Origin of the sequence: Aequitasia blattaphilus (assembly GCF_024721305.1) — a bacterium.
Lineage (GTDB): Bacteria > Bacillota > Clostridia > Lachnospirales > Lachnospiraceae > Aequitasia > Aequitasia blattaphila.
Window position 1 is genome coordinate 1 of record NZ_JAMXOD010000004.1, and the last position, 18677, is coordinate 18677.

17 protein-coding genes and 1 tRNA gene are annotated in these 18677 nt (G+C 38.0%); 15 read left to right on the forward strand and 3 right to left on the reverse strand.

The window, feature by feature from the left end; all coding sequences use genetic code 11:
• Positions 1–155 precede the first annotated feature (155 nt).
• Genes NHH15_RS03640 through NHH15_RS03655 form a run of 4 tightly spaced genes read left to right on the forward strand, consistent with a single transcriptional unit; the run spans position 156 to position 5151 of the window.
• Positions 156–1394, forward strand: a complete 1239-nt coding sequence (locus NHH15_RS03640; protein WP_262065293.1) for a GNAT family N-acetyltransferase — start codon at positions 156–158, stop codon at positions 1392–1394.
• A complete protein-coding gene (locus tag NHH15_RS03645; protein WP_262065294.1) occupies positions 1391–1867 on the forward strand; it encodes a threonine/serine exporter family protein in 477 nt (158 codons plus the stop codon). Before NHH15_RS03640 ends, NHH15_RS03645 begins: the two co-directional genes overlap by 4 nt.
• Positions 1860–3314, forward strand: a complete 1455-nt coding sequence (gene gltX, locus NHH15_RS03650; RefSeq protein WP_262065295.1) for a glutamate--tRNA ligase — start codon at positions 1860–1862, stop codon at positions 3312–3314. The genes NHH15_RS03645 and gltX overlap by 8 nt, the downstream gene beginning before the upstream one ends.
• 4 nt (positions 3315–3318) lie before the next feature.
• Positions 3319–5151, forward strand: coding sequence for an ATP-dependent helicase (locus tag NHH15_RS03655; RefSeq protein ID WP_262065296.1), 1833 nt, complete (start codon positions 3319–3321; stop codon positions 5149–5151).
• Here the strand turns inward: NHH15_RS03655 and NHH15_RS03660 are convergent.
• Complete coding sequence (locus tag NHH15_RS03660) at positions 5146–5439, reverse strand: DUF1292 domain-containing protein (RefSeq protein WP_262065297.1); 294 nt, start codon at positions 5437–5439, stop codon at positions 5146–5148. The two genes, NHH15_RS03655 and NHH15_RS03660, sit on opposite strands and share 6 nt — an antisense overlap.
• Before the next feature lie 137 nt (positions 5440–5576).
• Here NHH15_RS03660 and NHH15_RS03665 point away from each other — a divergent pair, with 137 nt between their 5' ends.
• The 4 genes from NHH15_RS03665 (at position 5577) to NHH15_RS03680 (ending at position 8971) form a co-directional block, all read left to right on the forward strand.
• A complete protein-coding gene (locus NHH15_RS03665) occupies positions 5577–6590 on the forward strand; it encodes a substrate-binding domain-containing protein (RefSeq protein WP_262065298.1) in 1014 nt (337 codons plus the stop codon).
• A complete protein-coding gene (locus tag NHH15_RS03670) occupies positions 6590–8284 on the forward strand; it encodes an alpha-amylase family glycosyl hydrolase (RefSeq protein WP_262065299.1) in 1695 nt (564 codons plus the stop codon). Before NHH15_RS03665 ends, NHH15_RS03670 begins: the two co-directional genes overlap by 1 nt.
• A complete protein-coding gene (locus NHH15_RS03675; protein ID WP_262065300.1) occupies positions 8284–8820 on the forward strand; it encodes a DUF5662 family protein in 537 nt (178 codons plus the stop codon). Before NHH15_RS03670 ends, NHH15_RS03675 begins: the two co-directional genes overlap by 1 nt.
• A 66-nt stretch (positions 8821–8886) precedes the next feature.
• Positions 8887–8971: transfer RNA gene (locus NHH15_RS03680), tRNA-Leu, on the forward strand.
• A 71-nt stretch (positions 8972–9042) separates the two neighbouring features.
• Here NHH15_RS03680 and NHH15_RS03685 read toward each other — a convergent pair.
• The gene (locus NHH15_RS03685; protein WP_262065301.1) at positions 9043–9579 is read right to left on the reverse strand and encodes a hypothetical protein; all 537 of its coding nucleotides are present in this window, start codon (positions 9577–9579) and stop codon (positions 9043–9045) included.
• Positions 9548–9955 (reverse strand): DUF4430 domain-containing protein, encoded by a 408-nt coding sequence (locus NHH15_RS03690; RefSeq protein ID WP_262065302.1) that lies wholly within the window; start codon positions 9953–9955, stop codon positions 9548–9550. Before NHH15_RS03690 ends, NHH15_RS03685 begins: the two co-directional genes overlap by 32 nt.
• A gap of 167 nt (positions 9956–10122) precedes the next feature.
• Here NHH15_RS03690 and pap point away from each other — a divergent pair, with 167 nt between their 5' ends.
• The 7 genes from pap to NHH15_RS03725 are packed head-to-tail and all read left to right on the forward strand — an operon-like array spanning position 10123 to position 18658.
• Positions 10123–11580: a polyphosphate:AMP phosphotransferase gene (gene pap / locus NHH15_RS03695; RefSeq protein WP_262065303.1), complete on the forward strand. Its 1458-nt coding sequence runs from the start codon at positions 10123–10125 to the stop codon at positions 11578–11580.
• Positions 11577–12578 (forward strand): deoxyguanosinetriphosphate triphosphohydrolase, encoded by a 1002-nt coding sequence (locus tag NHH15_RS03700; RefSeq protein ID WP_262065304.1) that lies wholly within the window; start codon positions 11577–11579, stop codon positions 12576–12578. Before pap ends, NHH15_RS03700 begins: the two co-directional genes overlap by 4 nt.
• 20 nt (positions 12579–12598) lie before the next feature.
• Positions 12599–14371, forward strand: coding sequence for a DNA primase (dnaG, locus tag NHH15_RS03705; protein ID WP_262065305.1), 1773 nt, complete (start codon positions 12599–12601; stop codon positions 14369–14371).
• A gap of 18 nt (positions 14372–14389) precedes the next feature.
• A complete protein-coding gene (gene rpoD / locus NHH15_RS03710; protein WP_262065306.1) occupies positions 14390–15502 on the forward strand; it encodes an RNA polymerase sigma factor RpoD in 1113 nt (370 codons plus the stop codon).
• A 13-nt stretch (positions 15503–15515) separates the two neighbouring features.
• Complete coding sequence (locus NHH15_RS03715) at positions 15516–16211, forward strand: tRNA (adenine(22)-N(1))-methyltransferase (RefSeq protein WP_262065307.1); 696 nt, start codon at positions 15516–15518, stop codon at positions 16209–16211.
• A complete protein-coding gene (locus tag NHH15_RS03720) occupies positions 16201–16977 on the forward strand; it encodes a Nif3-like dinuclear metal center hexameric protein (protein WP_262065308.1) in 777 nt (258 codons plus the stop codon). Before NHH15_RS03715 ends, NHH15_RS03720 begins: the two co-directional genes overlap by 11 nt.
• Positions 16978–16993: 16 nt before the next feature.
• On the forward strand, positions 16994–18658 hold the full coding sequence (locus NHH15_RS03725) for a nucleoside kinase (RefSeq protein ID WP_262065309.1): 1665 nt from the start codon (positions 16994–16996) through the stop codon (positions 18656–18658).
• Positions 18659–18677 lie beyond the last annotated feature (19 nt).

Here is an 18677-nt window from a genome sequence, read left to right on the forward strand (position 1 = left end):
GAAAGAACTGAGAAAGCGATGGAAGAACTTCGTAAAGCAGGATATATTCAATAGTGAATCTATGTAAGGGTGTAGTAAATGATTTTAAACTTTGCTGCACCCTCTTTTTTTTTGGTGGTTCCCGTGCTATAATCTTCTATTACAGGAGTAAAAAAATGAGAGTTGAACCAATTTTAAAGGATAAGGAAGATTTCTTGGATGTGCTGCTAATTGCAGACCAGGAAGAAGGCATGGTACGGCAGTACCTGGAAAAGGGAGAGTTGTTTGCTCTTTATGACGATGAAGTCTTAAGGGCTGCTTGTGTTGTCGTCTTATTGAATAATCGGAAATGTGAATTAAAGAATATCGTTACACTGGAAGAAGACAGAAACAAAGGGTATGGAAGTTATTTAGTGAACTATATATGTGAGTACTATAGTGGTACCTGTGATTTAATATATGTAGGAGCGGGAAACACAAAAGAAGCTTTGAATTTTTACCATAAGCTTGGGTTTGAAAATTCCCATATAAAAGCAAACTTTTTTATTAATTATTATCAGCAGCCCTTGTTTGAAAACGGGGAGCGGCTGCGAGATATCATTTATCTAAAAAAGCGATTGGAATCAGAGGTCAATGTAAAGCGAGTTGTAGATTTGGCTTTAAAGGCAGGGGAACTACTTTTGCAGTATGGAGGAGAAATTTTTCGTGTAGAAGAGACAATTACCAGGGTGTGTAATCGTTTCTTCGTAGATAAGGTTGATACTTTTGTGATTAGCCATGGTATATTTATTAGCGCTCGTAATGGTGAAAATGATGTATATACCAGGGTAAAGCATGTTCCCCTATCGGGAGCTAACCTGGAAATTGTAGCAAAAGTAAATGAGTTATCCCGAGAAATTTCAGCAGGGAAAGTAGATATTGATGAAGCCTTTAAGCGATTGGATCAAATCGAAAACACCTTGCCGGTAAGGGCACGATATCGTGTTTTGGCTGGAGGATTGGGAAGTGGATTTTTTGGATATTTGCTGAGTAATGGAGCGCTGGTTGAAAGTATTATCGCATTTTTTATCGGATGCATTTTATACGTATGGGTTCTATTCGCAAAAAAGCATAATGTCCCAAAGATTATATTAAACATTATGGGGGGGATTATTATTACCACCTTGGCATTAGCAGCAACCAATATTCCTCTTTTTGCCTCTCAGCCTAAAATGGATCCGATTATTATAGGGGGAATTATGCCGTTGATTCCAGGAGTTGCATTTATTAATTCAATACGTGATATTGCAGATGGTGATTTCTTGTCTGGAACGGTTCGTATGATTGATGCCTTGCTGGTCTTTGTATATATTGCAATAGGAGTCGGGGTGGTTCTGGGGATTTTTGATGGTATGATAGGAGGGCTGCTATTATGATATGGGATATTTTCTTGAATGTTGTATGTCCTTTTATGGGTACAATTGCATTTGCTGTCTTATTCAGTGTTCCATCAAAATACTTTATAAGCTGCGGGCTTACAGGGTTAATGGGCTGGCTTGCTTATTATTTCACAGAACCCTATGTATCCATAGCAATTGCCTCTTTTTTTGGAGCATTGGTAGTGGTTTTAATATCCCGAATTTTAACCGTTCGAAAAAAATGTCCCATTACAATTTTTTTGGTTGCGGGAATTTTCCCCCTGATTCCAGGATCAGGAGTTTATTATACTGCTTATTATTTAGTTACTAATCAGTTAAACCAAGCGGCATTTAAAGGCTTGGAATCTTTGAAAATAGCGTTTGCAATTGTAATAGGAATCGTTGTTATTGTATCAATTCCCAGACAATTTTTTAGTATAGAGTACTGGGTTCGTAAATGGAAAAGAAAAGGAGAGTTTAAAAATGACTAAAGTGAGAACAAGATTTGCACCAAGTCCAACAGGAAGAATGCATGTGGGGAACCTGCGTACAGCACTCTATGCATATTTAATTGCAAAACATGAAAAAGGAGATTTTATTCTTCGTATAGAGGACACAGATCAGGAGCGATTTACAGAGGGTGCATTAGAGATTATCTATCATACTTTAGAAGAGACCAAACTGGAACATGATGAAGGTCCTGATAAAGATGGAGGAGTTGGTCCTTACGTACAAAGTGATAGAAATAAAGAAGGTATCTATGAAAAGTATGCAAAGCAACTGATCGATAGTGGACATGCATATTATTGTTTTTGTGATAAAGAAAGATTAGAGTCCTTAAAAACACAGGTATCCGATGGGGGAGTTGAGATTGTTATGTATGACAAGCACTGCTCCAAACTCTCGAAGGAAGAAATTGAAAAGAATTTAGCAGAAGGAAAGCCTCATGTGGTACGTATTAACATGCCAACAGAGGGGACGACAGTTTTTCATGACGAAATTTATGGAGATATTGAAGTTCCCAATAATGAGCTAGATGATATGATTTTAATGAAATCGGATGGATATCCTACTTACAATTTTGCGAATGTTATTGATGACCATTTAATGGGAATTACACACGTTGTAAGAGGAAATGAGTATTTGTCTTCTGCTCCAAAGTATAATCAATTGTATCAGGCATTTGACTGGGAAGTACCTACCTATGTACACTGTCCTTTGATTACAGATGAGAACCATAAAAAATTAAGTAAAAGATTAGGTCATTCTTCCTATGAAGATTTAGTTGAGGCTGGATTTGTCACAGAAGCAATTGTAAACTACGTGGCTTTACTGGGATGGTCACCATCAGATAATCAGGAAATATTCAGCCTGGATGAGTTGGTAGAGGCTTTTGATTATCGGCACATGAGTAAATCTCCCGCAGTGTTTGATATGGTTAAGTTAAAATGGATGAATGGTGAGTACTTGAAAAAAATGGAGTTTGATGATTTTTATAAGATGGCACTTCCGTACATAAAAGAGGCCATCACAAAAGATTATGATTTGAAAAAAATTGCTTCACTCATCAAGACTCGCATTGAGACATTCCCGGAAATCAAAGAGCAGGTTGATTTCTTTCAAGAGCTTCCAGAGTATGACATTGCGATGTACAGCCATAAAAAAATGAAAACCAATGCTGAAACTGCAAAAGAAGTATTGATTGATATTCTTCCAAGGCTGGAAGTACAGGAAGATTATTCCAATGATGCATTATATGAAGTTTTAAAGACCTATGTGGATGAAAAAGGATATAAAAACGGGTATGTAATGTGGCCAGTCCGTACGGCTGTATCTGGAAAGCAAAACACGCCAGGGGGAGCAACGGAAATCATGGAAATAATAGGCAAAGAAGAGACGATTGCACGTATCAAAAAAGGAATCGAGCTGTTAGGATAAAAGGATGAATTTAAATAGAAGTCAGGAGAAGGCAGTTGCCCATGAAAATGGGCCTTGTCTTGTAGTTGCGGGTCCTGGTTCGGGAAAAACCTATACCATAGCAACACGAATTAAATATTTGATTCAAACTTGTAAAGTAAGGCCAGAAGAAATTCTGGTCATTACTTTTACAAAAGATGCGGCAAAAGAAATGAAAAATCGCTATTGCCACATGAATCAGGATAACCTACATTCAAATGAAATTACTTTTGGAACTTTTCACGGTGTGTATTACAGCATTTTAAAGAGAAATTATTCTTTCAATGAAAAGAGTATACTGACGGAAAAAGAAAAGTTTATACTGATTAAAGGAATAATCGAACAAAAGGGTCAGTTTAAAGGGTATTCTTTAGAGGATTTTGATGAATTAGTTTTCGGACTTTTGCAGGATATTGGGAAGATTAAAAATGGCCTTGTGACCCTTGCTGATATGGAAGAGAAGAAAAGGGGCAGAATACCGGTTGTAGAGGTGTACAAGGACTACCAAAGGCTTAAAAAGAAGGAAAATAAAATAGATTTTGAAGATATGATTTTACTCTGTTACAAGCTGTTTCAAAATAATTCGGAAGAGCTTTTATTTTGGCAGAAAAAATTCAAGTATATTCTGGTGGATGAGTTTCAAGATGTTAATAAGGCTCAGTATGAAGTCTTAAAATTGCTTGCGTTACCAGAGAATAATCTCTTTGTAGTAGGAGATGATGATCAAGCTATTTACGGATTTCGAGGAGCAAAGCCAGGTATTATGGAGGATTTTTTACAGGATTATCCAAAGGCAGAGCGATACGATTTAAATGTGAACTACCGCTCCACCAAACACATAATCCGAAATTCCATGAAGGTAATCTCAAATAACAAAAAACGTTTAGCCAAGGATATTATGGGAAGAAAGGACTCGAAGGAAACGGTACATGTACAAGAGGTGAAGGATGTACATGAGGAGAGTGAGTACTTAATAGAAATGATTCGCAGATATCTGGAAGAAGGAGTTCAACCAGAGGAGATTGCTGTTTTGTACCGAACGCATATGGAGGTTCGCGTTCTGAAGGAAAAATTGGAAGGCCAGATGATTCCTTTTCAAATGAGCGACCACATTCCAAACATCTATAATCATTTTACGGTAAAAGACATTGTTGCTTATTTGCGTTTGGCGGCAGGAGAAAGAAGCCGTAAATTATTTATTCAGATTGGGAATAAGCCTCTGCGCTATCTATCCAGACATAGTTTTACGAAAGAGGAAGTGAGTTTTAGAGATTTGAAGAATTATTACGTAAATCAGGATTGGATGCATAAGCGTGTCGAGGAGATGGAACGAGATATTCGAAATTTATCAGGGAAGTCCCCTTATTTAGCAATTTCTTATATTCGAGAGAAAATGGGATATGACAAGTATTTGATTGAGTATAGTAAAGAGAGAAACCTGGAGCCGGGAGAATTTCTGGTGAGATTAGATGAAATTCAGGAGCTTTCCAAATCATATACAACAGTATATGAATGGCTGGATCACATTGATGAATCTTATAAGCAAAAACAGAAGAAAGAGACGAAGGGTATTATTTTGTCATCGATTCATGCATCAAAGGGATTGGAATACTCTGTGGTTTTTATTTTACGCAGTAACGAAGGCAGTATACCTCACAGGAAAGCAGAGACAAGGGCGGAGATAGAAGAAGAAAGAAGATTGTTTTATGTGGCAATGACAAGAGCCAAAGAAAAACTTATTATAACCTATATAAAAGAACAAAGAGGAAAGGATTTAAATCCTTCCCTCTTTGTAAAAGAGTTATTAAAACCTTTATGATTCTTCTGTTTCGTCAAATTCTAACGTATCGAGCCATTCGTCGAAGGCGTCTGCTACGATTTCATATTCCTCATCAGATTCAATGTTTAGAAGTTCAGGCTCTTCGTCTCCAGCTTGTATAAAGCGATATAAGAAAACCTCACCATCTTCGTTATCGCCATCTTCATCCAAAGGAAGAAGGGCAATATACTCTTTATCTTCTACTTCAAAGAGTGTTAAAACTGCACAGGTAACCTCTTCATCATTTTCAAGTGTTAGTGTTACAAGCATGTCATTATCTTGATTCATAAGCATCTCCTTTTTTTCTCTTTTTTCAACAATAACAAATGGCGGAGGAAAATGCAAGTTTCTTTAACTGGTAGCAAAAAAGCAGGAAATAGTGTAGAATGTTTATGTGTTTTAAGGAACGCACAGGAGGATGGAAAATGAAAAAACAATATAGAAGTATTTTTTTGTTGCTAATTGTCGTTCTGAGTCTGTCTTTAATAGGATGTAAGAAAAATGTAGGGACAGCAGAGGACAATCCAGTAAAGGAAGAAGAGGCTAAAGAAGAGAAAGAAAAGGATGAGACGGTTGAAAAGACGAAAATAGGAATATCAGTTGTAAACCTTGACAATCCGTTTTACAGTGTTATTTATCAATCCATATCTGAGGAAATAGAAAAAAGTGAGGACTTGTTGGTGGTTGCGAAAGATCCAGGTGGAGACGCACAGAAGCAGGAAGAACAAATTCTTGAAATGATAGATGGTGGAATAGAGCTGCTATTTCTTTCCCCAGTTAATTGGGAAGAGATTACTCCTTCGCTGGAGGCATTAAAGGAAGCAGGAGTTAAAGTTATTAATGTGGATTCAAGAGTTAAGGAAACGGAGCTGACAGATGCTTATATAGGCTCAGATAATGTAACGGCAGGGATACTCATAGGAGAGGATATGATAAAACGTTTCCAGGAAGGTGGAAAGATTGCCATCATAGAAACGAAAGGACAAAATGCCATTACCGATCGTATGAAAGGATTAGAGGAAACCATTGCAAAGGCAGAAAAAGGTTTTGAAGTAGTTGGAAGAAGCAGTGGTTTGGATTACGATTCATTAAAGTCTTATGCCAAAGAACTTCTGGTTGCTAACCCAGATATAGATGCAATTATATGCGGAAATGATCAGATGGCATTAGCGGTAAATGAAGGAGCAAAAGAGGCAGGGAATACCAAGGTTGAAATTTATGGTGTGGATGGTTCCCCCGACAGTAAAAAGGAGTTAATTAAAGAGGATACAAGGATTGTGGCTACTGTGGCACAATCCCCCATAAATATGGGAAAGAGTGCCTATAAAATAGCAAGGCAAATGCTTGAAAAAGAAGAGTATGAGAAGGAAACCTTAGAAACAGTTTTTTTGATTACAAAAGATAATGTAGATGCATACGGTGCAGACGGGTGGCAATAATGGAAAAAAGCGAAGGCAGTGTACTTCCCTTTGGGGTAAAGGAAACAAATGAAGGAGTTAATTTTTCTTTGGCAGTGAAAAATAAGGTACAGCAGGTAAGTCTTCTTCTTTACAAAAAAGAAGCAAAAGACCCGGTGCATAAGCTGCCTATGTTTAATCCAATTGGCAATATGTGGACTCTTATGTTAAAGCATGTAGAGGATAGGGAGTATGAATACAATTATTTAATTGATACAGAAGTTTGTCTTGACCCATATGTAGAAGAAGTAACAGGGCGGGAGAAATTCGGAGAAAAAGTTTCAGAGGAAGATTGTAGATTAAGAGGAAAGGTTTTTTCAAAACCCTATGACTGGGAGGGAGACGTTCCACTGAATCTGCCTTACCACAGTGTGATTGCCTACAGTCTTCATTTGAGAGGATTTACAAAGCATTCTTCCTCAGGAGTGAAAAGGAAAGGGACATATCTTGGGCTGGTGGAAAAAATCCCATATCTGACAGAGCTTGGAATCAATCAAATTCATTGTATGCCTTTGTATGACTTCGTGGAAAATCAGAGTTATCAGAATTATTGGGGATATGGAGAAGGGAATTTCTTTGCGCCAAAACCAACCTTTGCTGCTCATAAGGAAGGAAAAACAGAACTAAAAGATATGATAAAAGCTTGTCATAAAGCAGGAATAGAAGTAATCCTTGAAATGCCATTTACAAATCAAACATCTTATCAGTTGATGATAGATTGTCTGAGATATTATGTTATGGAATATCATGTAGATGGATTTATCATCAATCCGGAAATATTGTCCAGAGAGTCTCTGCTGAGTGATGGTGTGATTAGTAGTGTTAAAATTATGTACCATGATCTAAGCTACCAGACGGTTATGCGTCGATTTTTAAAAGGGGATGAAGGAATGGTACAGGATGCAATGTACCAAAGCCGGAGATTTTCAGGAGCGGAGGGAACCTATAATTATATTACGAATCAAAATGGATTCACGTTATTGGATTTGGTTTCTTACGATGGAAAACACAATGAAGGAAATGGAGAGGGAAACTCAGATGGTCCTGTGTTTAACTACAGCTGGAACTGTGGAGCGGAAGGACCCAGTCGTAAAAAAGCTGTGAGGGAGCTACGGCAAAGACAAATCAGAAATGCATTTTTCCTGCTTTTAACATCTCAAGGGGTGCCTTTGATTTTAGCGGGAGATGAGTTTGGAAATTCTCAAAAAGGAAATAACAATGTGTACTGCCAGGACAATCCTATTGGGTGGGTAGATTGGAGTGTTTTCGAAAAAAACAAGGAAACCTATCAGTTTGTAAAAGAGTTGATTGCATTTCGGAAGTCTCATCCAATTCTGCATTCCAGTCAGGCGTTAATAGGACAGGATCAGATAAGCTGCGGTGTACCAGATGTATCTTATCATGGAGAAAGCGCGTGGATAGTTCCCAAAGATATTGCCAGCAGACACTTCGGGGTGTTTTACTGCGGAAAATTAGAAGAGGATAATGACATATATATTGCATATAATATGCACTGGCTGAGTCACAAGTTTGCAATCCCGGCAGGAGAGAAGGCAAAGGAATGGTATTTGGCAGCATCAACAAAGGATGGTGTCCTTGAAAAGCCACTGCTACTGAAAAATCAGCGAATGATAGAACTTGAAGAAAGAACAATATGGATTTTGGTGGAAAAATAATGAAGATATTAAAACACTTACACACAATTAATACGCATAAGCTAATGGTCATGAAAATGCTGTTTAAAGTAGGCCTTTATAAGCAAGGATTGTTACATGATATGTCGAAATATACCTATACGGAGCTACGCGTTGGAGCGAAGTATTATCAAGGATATAGAAGTCCGAACAATGCAGAGAGAGAAGCGCTTGGCTATTCAAGCGCGTGGCTTCATCATAAAGGAAGAAACAAGCACCACTTTGAGTATTGGATTGATTACAGTACAAATAAGGAAAGCGCATTCGAAGGGATTCGAATGCCGGTTCGATATGTGGTGGAAATGTTTGTCGATCGTGTGGCAGCATCGAAGACATATCAGAAAGAGAATTACAGGGATGACCATCCCCTGTTTTATTATGAACAAGGGGTGAAAAAATTAGGAAATATGATTCATCCAGATACGTCAAAGCTATTACATCATTTGCTAAGGAAGCTGGCAAAGGAAGGCGAAAAGGAAACCTTTCGCTATATTCGGAAAGAGATACTAAAAAAATGATTTTGTTATTGACATCTACTTGGTATTCATAGTATTATATCTCTTGGACAACAAATAAGTTGTTAAGCGGAAGTGTCGGAACTGGCAGACGAGCAAGACTAAGGATCTTGTGAGCAATGCGCTCGTGTGGGTTCAAGTCCCATCTTCCGCAGTAGTTCTAGGTTACTATATTTCTTTATTATAAAGGAATGTGGTGACCTTTTTTGAATCTGTAAAACTCCGCTATTGATAGTATAGCTTTCCTACAAGATGATAAATTGGTTTGAAAAGATATAAGGTAATAAAGAAGTTAGCAACACCATGTATGATGTCAAAAGGAATCCCGGAAATCCACCATGCAAGCATACCGCCAATGCCACCAGCAAACAGATAAGGAATCGAGCATAAGAAGCCGAAAGAAAGTCCAAAGAAGCCGCTGACAAGAGACCAAACAAGAACACTTTTGTTTTTTTTCAGGGCTATGACAATTATGCAAAGAATCGTCCAGACATACAGATACATAAACCACCAAATGCCAAATCCATAGAACAGACCTTCTAAAAGAGCGAAGCCATAGATTACATATAAGGTTTTCCATTTATATACAAGAGAAAAAACGATGATAAGTAAGGAAATAACCTCTATATTAGGGAGAAAGCCCAAAGAAATCTGCAGTACAACAAGAAGGGCAGCACTTAGTGACAGTACTGCCAGTTCCTTGACGGTTAATCCCTTTTTTGTTTTATGACTACTCTGTTGTATAGGCAATCTCAAATTCATCTCCATCCTCTACAGGCTGTGTGGATATTCCATAATTGCAATATTCACCATTGACTGAAAAGGCCCAATAAGCCCCTTTATCTTCAAATTTAGCGATTTCCCCATTGACTTTTTCGACGACAAATCCATATTCACCATCAACGCCGTCATAAGTTAGATCTTTGGCTTCATCCATAACTTCTTGTAAGTACTGGCTATTCGTTTTGAGCGTATAGTCGGTTTTCGCTCCGGATTTCGAAATAACAGTCAGGGTTACATTTTTTGCTCCTTGCTGTGTTTTTGGCTTTTGTGTGGTATACACAATGAGAAGCGCTGAGATTATGACGAGGAACGAAATCACTCCCAGTATAATTTTTTTTGATACATTTTTTTTCATAATGGGACTCCTTTGAAGATATTATAGTGTATTAAAAAGAGAATGGATAGTAATTATTTTAGGAATTTTGTATTTTGTACATGAAATTCTCCCATTTTATTGGGAAAATGAGCCAAGATAGTGTATACTATACTATGTATGTTGAAACGAAAACTAGGAGGTTGCCTATGCCAAAAGATTATCGTAGTCAAATGGAAATACTAATACCGAAACTTTCAATGCTTCAAAGAGAGCTCAAAGATTTGGAAGTTCCGGTGATGATTGCTTTTGAAGGCTATGGAGCTTCAGGGAAAGGTGTGCAGATCAGCGAGTTGATTCAGGCGCTGGATCCCAGAGGATTCGAAGTGTTTCCTGTAAAAACGGAAACGAGAGAAGAGAAACTTCGCCCATTCCTTTGGCGATTTTGGAGTAAGCTTCCTGAGAAAGGACGTATCTCCATTTTTGATAGCAGCTGGTATCGCAAAGTATTAATTGACCGGTTTAACAAGAAGGTGAAAAAGGCAGAGGTAGCAAGAAGCTTTGAATCGATTCGGGAGTTTGAAAAACAGTTAACGGATGACGGAATGATTTTGATTAAAATCTTTCTTTCGATTACAAAGGAAGAACAAAGCAAGCGTTTTAAAAAACTTTTAAAAAACAAGGATACTGCATGGCGGGTTAGTGCAGGGGATTTAGAAAGAAATCATAAATTCAAGAAGTACAAAAAAATGAACGAAGAAATGCTTGAGGAAACAGATACCTACTGTGCTCCTTGGATTCGAATCGATGGAAATGACAGAAAAAATGCAACCCTTAACATATATAAAAATGTTATTACTATTTTAGAACAGGAAGTTGAAGTAAGAAAAATCGGAAAAAGCATTACAGAGTATCCAGGAAACAATCGGGAATATATAGGAGAGAAAATTCTTGCTAAATCTGATTTAAGTTTAACGTTAGATCGAGACACATATAAAAAGAAATTGAAAGAGTTACAAAATAAAATAGAAAGGCTTCACAATGAGCTGTATTATCGAAGGATTCCCCTTGTGATTGGTTTTGAGGGCTGGGATGCCGGAGGTAAAGGAGGGGCAATTAAGCGCCTGACAAAGAAAATGGATCCAAGAGGATATGTGGTGCATCCTACAGCGGCACCAAATGCAGTCGAAAGACAGTATCACTATTTGTGGAGATTTTGGAATGACGTTCCGAAAGCAGGGCATATTACGATATTTGATCGTACATGGTATGGTCGGGTAATGGTCGAGAGAATTGAAGGATTTGCAAAACCTTCGGAATGGCAAAGAGCCTATAAAGAAATGAATGATATGGAACGTGATTGGGCCGATTTTGGCTGTATTGTCTTAAAATTCTGGCTCAATATAGATAAAGATGAGCAGGAGAGACGTTTCAAAGAAAGACAGAACAATCCGGACAAGAGTTGGAAGATAACGGATGAGGATTGGAGAAACCGGGAAAAATGGGATCAATATGAAGAAGCCGTTGATGAGATGCTTCTTCGTACTTCAACAACCTATGCACCATGGATTGTTGTGGAAGGAAATTGCAAATATTATGCTCGAATAAAAGTATTGGAAACCGTGGTAGAAGCAATTGAAAAGCGATTAAGCAAGGAGTCTAAATGACAATCAGAGAGCAGCTGGAGTTAAGAGAAATTGAATATCTGAGTCCCTACGCAACTTTGAGCAAGGACTCAAAGGGACGAAAAAGAGAAGAGTCAGAGTGTGATATCAGACCGGTTTTTCAAAGAGACAGGGATCGAATTTTGCACTGCAAGGCTTTTCGACGTATGAAACAGAAGACTCAGGTATTTCTATTACCAAAAGGCGATCACTATCGAACCCGATTAACCCACACACTGGAGGTATCTCAAAATGCCAGAACTTTGGCAAAAGCACTGCGTCTAAATGAAGACCTGGTTGAAGCGATTGCTCTGGGACATGATTTAGGACATACCCCCTTTGGACATGCTGGAGAGAGGGCGTTAAATGAGGTGAGTGAAAATGGATTCTCCCATAACGAACAGAGCATTCGCGTGGTGGAGAGAATCGAGCGTCACGGTCAGGGATTAAACCTTACCTGGGAGGTTTTGGATGGCATTGTGAATCATAAGTCCAGTAAAATGCCTCAGACCTTAGAAGGACAAATTGTGAGGCTTTCCGATAAAATCGCTTATATCAATCATGATATTGATGATGCAATGCGAGGCGGAATATTGAAAGAAGAAGATATACCACAAGAATATGCAGAGATTTTAGGATGCTCCAGTAAAGAGCGTTTGGACACGATGGTACACGATGTGATTATTCATAGTATGGATAAAGATAAAATACAGATGTCACAAGAAGTGAACAAAGCAACTATGGGATTACGTAAGTTTATGTTTGAACATGTGTATTTAAATCCAGTTGCAAAAGCGGAAGAAGATAAGGCAGTTGAAATGATAAAAAAACTTTTCGAGTATTATACATATCATCCTTGTCTTTTACCAGAGAAATATAAGAAGATGCTGGACGAACAAGAAAAAGATGTGGTTATTTGTGATTATATTGCAGGCATGACAGATAATTTTGCTGTTAAGATGTTTGAAGAATTTTTTGTTCCCAAAGCTTGGAGATTATAGAGACTGAAAAGAGGATGAGAATGTTTTATCCAGAAGAGATAATTGAGGAAGTTCGCTCCAGAAATGATATTGTGGATGTGATTTCCAGTTACGTCAAGTTACAAAAAAAGGGAAGTACTCACTTTGGATTATGCCCCTTTCATAATGAAAAAACCCCCTCTTTTTCTGTTAGTCAAGGAAAACAAATGTATTATTGTTTTGGGTGTGGCGCGGGAGGAAATGTGCTGACCTTCATAATGGAGTATGAGAATTACTCTTTCCCCGAGGCATTAAAAGTATTAGCAGACAGAGCGGGAATTGATTTACCGGAAGAAAACAACTCGAAAGAGGAAAAGAAAAAGTCGGATGAGAGATTGGTTCTGAAAGAAATTAATAAATTGGCAGCACAATTTTTCTATACCGCCCTTAGAAAAAACAACAGAGGGCTGGAGTATCTGGAAAATCGAGAAATTCAAAATGACACCATTGTGGAGTTTGGATTGGGATATTCTCCAAAAGACAGCAGAGAGCTGTATCGCTATTTAAAGAGTAAAGGGTATTCTGATGAGATTTTGTTGAAGTCCGGACTTTTTAGTGGGGATGAAAAAAATGGTGCTTATTGCAAGTTCTGGAATCGAATTATGTTTCCTATAATGGATGGGAATAATCGAGTAATTGGTTTCGGTGGACGGGTAATGGGCAGTGGTGAGCCCAAGTACTTAAACTCTCCGGAAACTCCAATTTTTGATAAGAGCCGTAATCTTTATGGACTGAATTTTGCAAGAAAGGCCAGAGCTCCCTATTTTCTTTTGTGTGAAGGGTATTTGGATGTAATATCCCTTCATCAAAATGGATTTCCAATGGCTGTTGCCTCATTAGGAACTGCTTTTACATCGGGGCAGGCATCGTTGATACGAAGATACGTACAAGAAATATATCTTACCTATGACAGTGATGAGGCAGGAACAAAAGCTGCGCTTCGCGCTTTGCCAATTTTGAAAGAAGCAGGGATATCTGCTAAAATAATACGGATGGAACCCTACAAGGATCCAGACGAGCTTTTGAAAAAGGCAGGTAGGGAAGAATTTGAGAAACGAATAAAAGAAGCCAGAAATGGATTTCTGTTTAGTCTGGAAGTTTTAGAGCGGGATTATGATTTGAATTCACCAGAAGAAAAAACAATGTTTTTTAAAGAGGTTGCCACAAGGCTGAGTAAGTTTGAAGAAGATATTGAACGAAATAACTATATTGAAGCAGTGGCGAGGTCTTATCATGTTGCCTACGAAGATTTAAAGAAATTAGTTGCGAAAACCGCCATTTCTTTAGGACAGGCAAAACCGGTGAACCGGCCGAAAAATTTAGACAAGGGTGCAAAGAAGGAAGAAGGAATTATTACAGCCCAGAAACTTTTGCTGACTTGGATTGCAGAAAATGAAGGTGTATTCCGTAGTTTAAAAGAATATTTGAAGGAAGAAAACTTTACAACACCTCTTTATCGGGAAGTTGCGAGAAAGCTTTACGAACAGTATGAAACAGGAGAGCCAAATCCTGCAAAGCTTATGAACTTTTTTACGGATGAAGCGGAGCATAAAGAAGTGGCCAGTCTTTTTCATACAAAGATAAGGGAGCTATCCACAAGTACAGAGCAGGAAAAAGCAATCAGGGATTCATTGATAAAGGTTAAGAATGCTTCGATTGAAAAAAATACAAAAGAGTTAGACCCCACCGATATGGAGGGATTACAAAGATTGATGAAAGATAAAAAGGAACTGCAGGAATTACAAAAAATCAAAATTCAGATTCAGGCAGAGTAAGAAAAGGAGAAGTGCTTAATGGAAGAAAACGTAGTAAAGTTTGAGGAACGTCTAAAGGAATTGGTGGTTTTAGGAAAGAAGAAAAACAGCATTCTTGAAATTCAGGAGATTAATGAGTTTTTCGTCGGAATAGAGCTTGAAACGGAGCATATGGAAAAGGTATATGAACGTCTGGAACTCAGTGGGATTGATGTTCTTCGCATTACAGCAGATGAAGAAGATATTGATGATGATGCAATTGAATTAACAGATGAAGAGGAGGTAGACGTTGAAAAAATCGATTTGTCTGTGCCAGATGGTATCAGCATCGAGGATCCGGTTCGTATGTATCTTAAAGAAATTGGAAAAGTCCCTCTTTTAACTGCAGAGGAAGAAGTAGAACTTGCAAAGCGTATGGCAGATGGAGATGAAGAGGCTAAAAAGCGTCTGGCAGAAGCCAATTTACGTTTGGTTGTAAGTATTGCAAAACGCTACGTAGGAAGAGGTATGCTTTTCCTGGACTTAATTCAAGAAGGGAATTTAGGCCTTATTAAGGCAGTTGAAAAATTTGATTACCACAAAGGATTTAAATTTTCCACCTATGCTACATGGTGGATTCGTCAGGCAATCACAAGAGCTATTGCGGATCAGGCAAGAACAATTCGTATTCCGGTTCATATGGTTGAAACAATTAATAAACTAATTCGTGTTTCCAGACAATTGCTTCAGGAGCTGGGGAGAGAACCAACGCCGGAAGAAATTGCCGCTAATTTAGACATGCCAGTAGAACGTGTTCGAGAAATCCTCAAAATATCGCAAGAACCGGTATCTTTGGAAACACCAATTGGTGAAGAGGAAGATAGCCACTTGGGAGATTTTATTCAAGATGATAATGTTCCGGTTCCGGCAGAGGCAGCTGCTCAGACTTTGTTAAAAGAGCAGTTAGACGAGGTTTTAGATACCTTAACAGAAAGAGAACAAAAAGTACTACGTCTTCGATTTGGTATGAATGATGGAAGAGCAAGAACTTTGGAAGAAGTGGGAAAAGAGTTTGATGTAACAAGAGAACGTATCAGACAAATTGAAGCAAAAGCCCTTCGGAAGCTGCGCCATCCAAGCCGCAGCCGTAAATTAAGGGATTATTTAGATTAGGAAAGAGGCGCCTATGGAACTATCAAAAAGACTGGCCATGATTGCAAGTCTTGTGACAGAGGGCGCCTCTGTTGCAGATATAGGAACGGATCATGGATACGTACCAATCTATTTAGTGAAAAATAATATTGCATCCAAAGCAATCGCAATGGATATTAATGGTGGCCCTTTATTAAGGGCAAAGGAAAATATTATAAAATATAATTTGGAGAATAAGATTGAAACACGCTTGTCAGACGGTTTAGAACAATTAGAACCAGGTGAAACGGACACCATCATTATAGCAGGCATGGGTGGCGATTTGATGATGGCTATTTTAGACAGGAAAAAGGAGGTCGTAAAAGAAGCGACTACTCTTATCCTTCAGCCACAATCCAAGTGGCCGCTATTTCGCAGATATCTCCACCACGAAGGCTTTAAGATTCAAAAGGAAGAGATGGTTTTTGAGGATGGAAAGTTCTATTTCATAATGCATGTGATGAAGGGTGAAGAAAAGCCTTATAGTGAAGTGGAAGAACACTTTGGAAGAAGACTTTTAGAAAGCAAAAATCCAATACTGTTAAACTATTTAAAAAGGGAATCTCAAATCAAAGAAAATATTTTAGCTTCTTTAGGAGAACAAAAAGGAGACAAGATTCAAAATCGTATAGAAGAAGTAAAAAAAGAAATCTTACTAATACGGGAGGCAGAAAAAGCTTATGAAATGTAGAGAGTTGATTAGAGAAATAGAAAAGCATTACAATAAGAGCTATGCACTCGAATGGGATAATGTTGGACTTTTAGTTGGAAGTTTTGATAAGAAGATTGAGAAAATCTATATTGCTCTGGATGCTACAGAGGAGGTGATTGATCATGCTATAGAATTTGGTGCTGATCTTTTACTTACTCATCATCCATTGATTTTTCAGTCTATGAAGCAGATAACGAATGAGAGTCTAAGTGGAAGAAAAATTCTTAAGCTGATCGAGAATCATATCTGCTGCTACGGGATGCACACGAATTATGATGTTTTAAAAATGGGAGACTTGGCGGGAGAAATATTCGGAATTAAGAGTTTAGAGCCCTTAGAAGTGACGTGTCTTGAGGAGAAGAAGGGAATAGGCACCATTGCTGATTTAGAGAAAGAAATAACGGTGAGAGAATGTGCAGATAAAATCAAGAAAAACTTTACCTTGAAGGAAGTACGCGTATTTGGCAGCTTGAATAAAATCATAAAACGTGTGGCTATTTCTCCCGGTTCTGGAACGCATATGATAGAACCGGCATTACAAAAGAAAGCAGACGTATTAGTGACAGGAGATATTGATCATCATACAGGAATAGACGCTGTTGATTCTGGACTGATTGTTATTGATGCAGGCCATTACGGTTTGGAGCATATATTTATAAAGGATATGGAGCAATATATCCAACAAAGTTTTAAGGAGATTGAGACAAGGGTAGAATCTTTTCGTCAACCCTTTGAATTTGTTTAGAAAGGGGAGCATAATTATGGGACAACAAATTTTTCATGTCAAAATAGGAGAGGAAATAAAAGAATATCCAAGAGGGACAACTTTTGAAGATTTGGCACGAGAGCATCAGAGTCGTTTTGAAGATGATATTGTATTAGCTTTTTCGAATGGACGTTTAATTGAGCTGCAAAAGGAAATCACGGAAGACTGCGAAGTGGAATTTGAGACAACAAAGAATGATGCAGGCCATAAGACGTATAAGCGAAGCATGTGTCTTATGATGGTGAAAGCAGTTTATGATGTGATGAACAATCCTGCTATGAAGGTTCGAATCCATTATGCCGTAAGCAAGGGATATTATTGCACAATAGAAGGGGGCCAAAGGATTACAGAGGAATTACTTGCTAAAATAGAAGGTAGAATGCAGGAATTAGTGAATTTGGATATTCCAATTGCAAAAAAATCAGTGCATACAGATGATGCAATTAAAATTTTCCATCAGCATGGAATGTATGATAAAGAGGAGCTGTTTCGCTATCGGCGAGTATCCAGAGTAAATATTTATAGTATGAATGAATTTGAAGACTACTATTATGGATATATGGTGCCCAGCGCAGGATATTTAAAGTACTTTAAACTTTATGCTTATGATGAAGGATTTGTTCTTCAAATGCCTTCTGTCGCCAATACCAAAGAGGTACCAGCTTTTGAACCTCAGAGTAAATTATTTCAAGTCCAAAAAGAATCCACACAATGGGGAGATATGCTTGGAATTGAAACAGTCGGCGCACTGAATGGACAAATTGCCCATCACAATATTAGTGAACTCGTTTTGGTTCAGGAAGCGTTACAAGAAAAGAAGATTGCAGAAATCGCAACGATGATTTCAAGTAAACCAGATGTGAAGTTTGTTTTGATTGCTGGTCCGTCTTCCTCGGGAAAAACAACATTTTCCCATCGACTCAGTGTTCAATTGAAAGCAAACGGAATGAAACCCCATCCAATTGCAGTAGACAATTACTTTGTAGAGCGGGATCAAAATCCTGTGGATGAAAATGGGAAATATGATTTTGAAAGCATCCATGCCGTGGATGTTGAACTGTTTAACCAACATATGAATGCTCTCCTGAGAGGAGAGGAGGTTGTAATTCCCCGATTTGATTTTATTGTTGGACGAAAGGATTTTTCAGGTCCGGCAGAAAGACTTGGACCTCATGATATTTTGGTAATTGAAGGAATACATTGCTTAAATCCTTTACTGACAAAGGATTTAGATGATAAAAATAAGTTTCGCATTTATATTAGTGCATTAACCCAGTTAAACATTGATGAACATAATCGAATTCCGACAACAGATGGACGCTTGCTTAGAAGAATTGTCAGAGATGCAAGGACGAGAGGTGCAGATGCAAGAAAAACAATTGATATGTGGGAATCTGTAAGAAAAGGAGAAGAAGCAAATATTTTTCCTTATCAGGAAGATGCAGATATTATGTTTAATTCAGCCCTTATATATGAGCTGGCAGTTCTCAAACCCTATGTGGAGGCTCAGTTGTTTGCAATTGACAAGGATTGTAAGGAGTATTTGGAGGCAAAAAGGCTTCTTAAGTTTTTGGATTACTTCTTAACAATTGGAAGTGAGCATGTTCCGAAAAATTCTTTACTACGTGAGTTTGTAGGTGGTGGAAGTTTTCGGATTTAGAAATGTTAAAGTCCACGGA

Excerpts from the sequence above, each read along its gene's own strand:
- NHH15_RS03640 (WP_262065293.1), top strand. The coding sequence starts at position 156 with ATGAGAGTTGAACCAATTTTAAAGGATAAGGAAGATTTCTTGGATGTG.
- NHH15_RS03665 (WP_262065298.1), top strand. The coding sequence starts at position 5,577 with ATGAAAAAACAATATAGAAGTATTTTTTTGTTGCTAATTGTCGTTCTG.
- NHH15_RS03725 (WP_262065309.1), top strand. The coding sequence starts at position 16,994 with ATGGGACAACAAATTTTTCATGTCAAAATAGGAGAGGAAATAAAAGAA.
- dnaG (WP_262065305.1), top strand. The coding sequence starts at position 12,599 with ATGTTTTATCCAGAAGAGATAATTGAGGAAGTTCGCTCCAGAAATGAT.
- NHH15_RS03645 (WP_262065294.1), top strand. The coding sequence starts at position 1,391 with ATGATATGGGATATTTTCTTGAATGTTGTATGTCCTTTTATGGGTACA.
- gltX (WP_262065295.1), top strand. The coding sequence starts at position 1,860 with ATGACTAAAGTGAGAACAAGATTTGCACCAAGTCCAACAGGAAGAATG.
- NHH15_RS03655 (WP_262065296.1), top strand. The coding sequence starts at position 3,319 with ATGAATTTAAATAGAAGTCAGGAGAAGGCAGTTGCCCATGAAAATGGG.
- rpoD (WP_262065306.1), top strand. The coding sequence starts at position 14,390 with ATGGAAGAAAACGTAGTAAAGTTTGAGGAACGTCTAAAGGAATTGGTG.
- NHH15_RS03660 (WP_262065297.1), bottom strand. The coding sequence starts at position 5,439 with ATGAATCAAGATAATGACATGCTTGTAACACTAACACTTGAAAATGAT.
- NHH15_RS03720 (WP_262065308.1), top strand. The coding sequence starts at position 16,201 with ATGAAATGTAGAGAGTTGATTAGAGAAATAGAAAAGCATTACAATAAG.
- NHH15_RS03670 (WP_262065299.1), top strand. The coding sequence starts at position 6,590 with ATGGAAAAAAGCGAAGGCAGTGTACTTCCCTTTGGGGTAAAGGAAACA.
- NHH15_RS03675 (WP_262065300.1), top strand. The coding sequence starts at position 8,284 with ATGAAGATATTAAAACACTTACACACAATTAATACGCATAAGCTAATG.
- pap (WP_262065303.1), top strand. The coding sequence starts at position 10,123 with ATGCCAAAAGATTATCGTAGTCAAATGGAAATACTAATACCGAAACTT.
- NHH15_RS03700 (WP_262065304.1), top strand. The coding sequence starts at position 11,577 with ATGACAATCAGAGAGCAGCTGGAGTTAAGAGAAATTGAATATCTGAGT.
- NHH15_RS03685 (WP_262065301.1), bottom strand. The coding sequence starts at position 9,579 with ATGAATTTGAGATTGCCTATACAACAGAGTAGTCATAAAACAAAAAAG.
- NHH15_RS03715 (WP_262065307.1), top strand. The coding sequence starts at position 15,516 with ATGGAACTATCAAAAAGACTGGCCATGATTGCAAGTCTTGTGACAGAG.
- NHH15_RS03690 (WP_262065302.1), bottom strand. The coding sequence starts at position 9,955 with ATGAAAAAAAATGTATCAAAAAAAATTATACTGGGAGTGATTTCGTTC.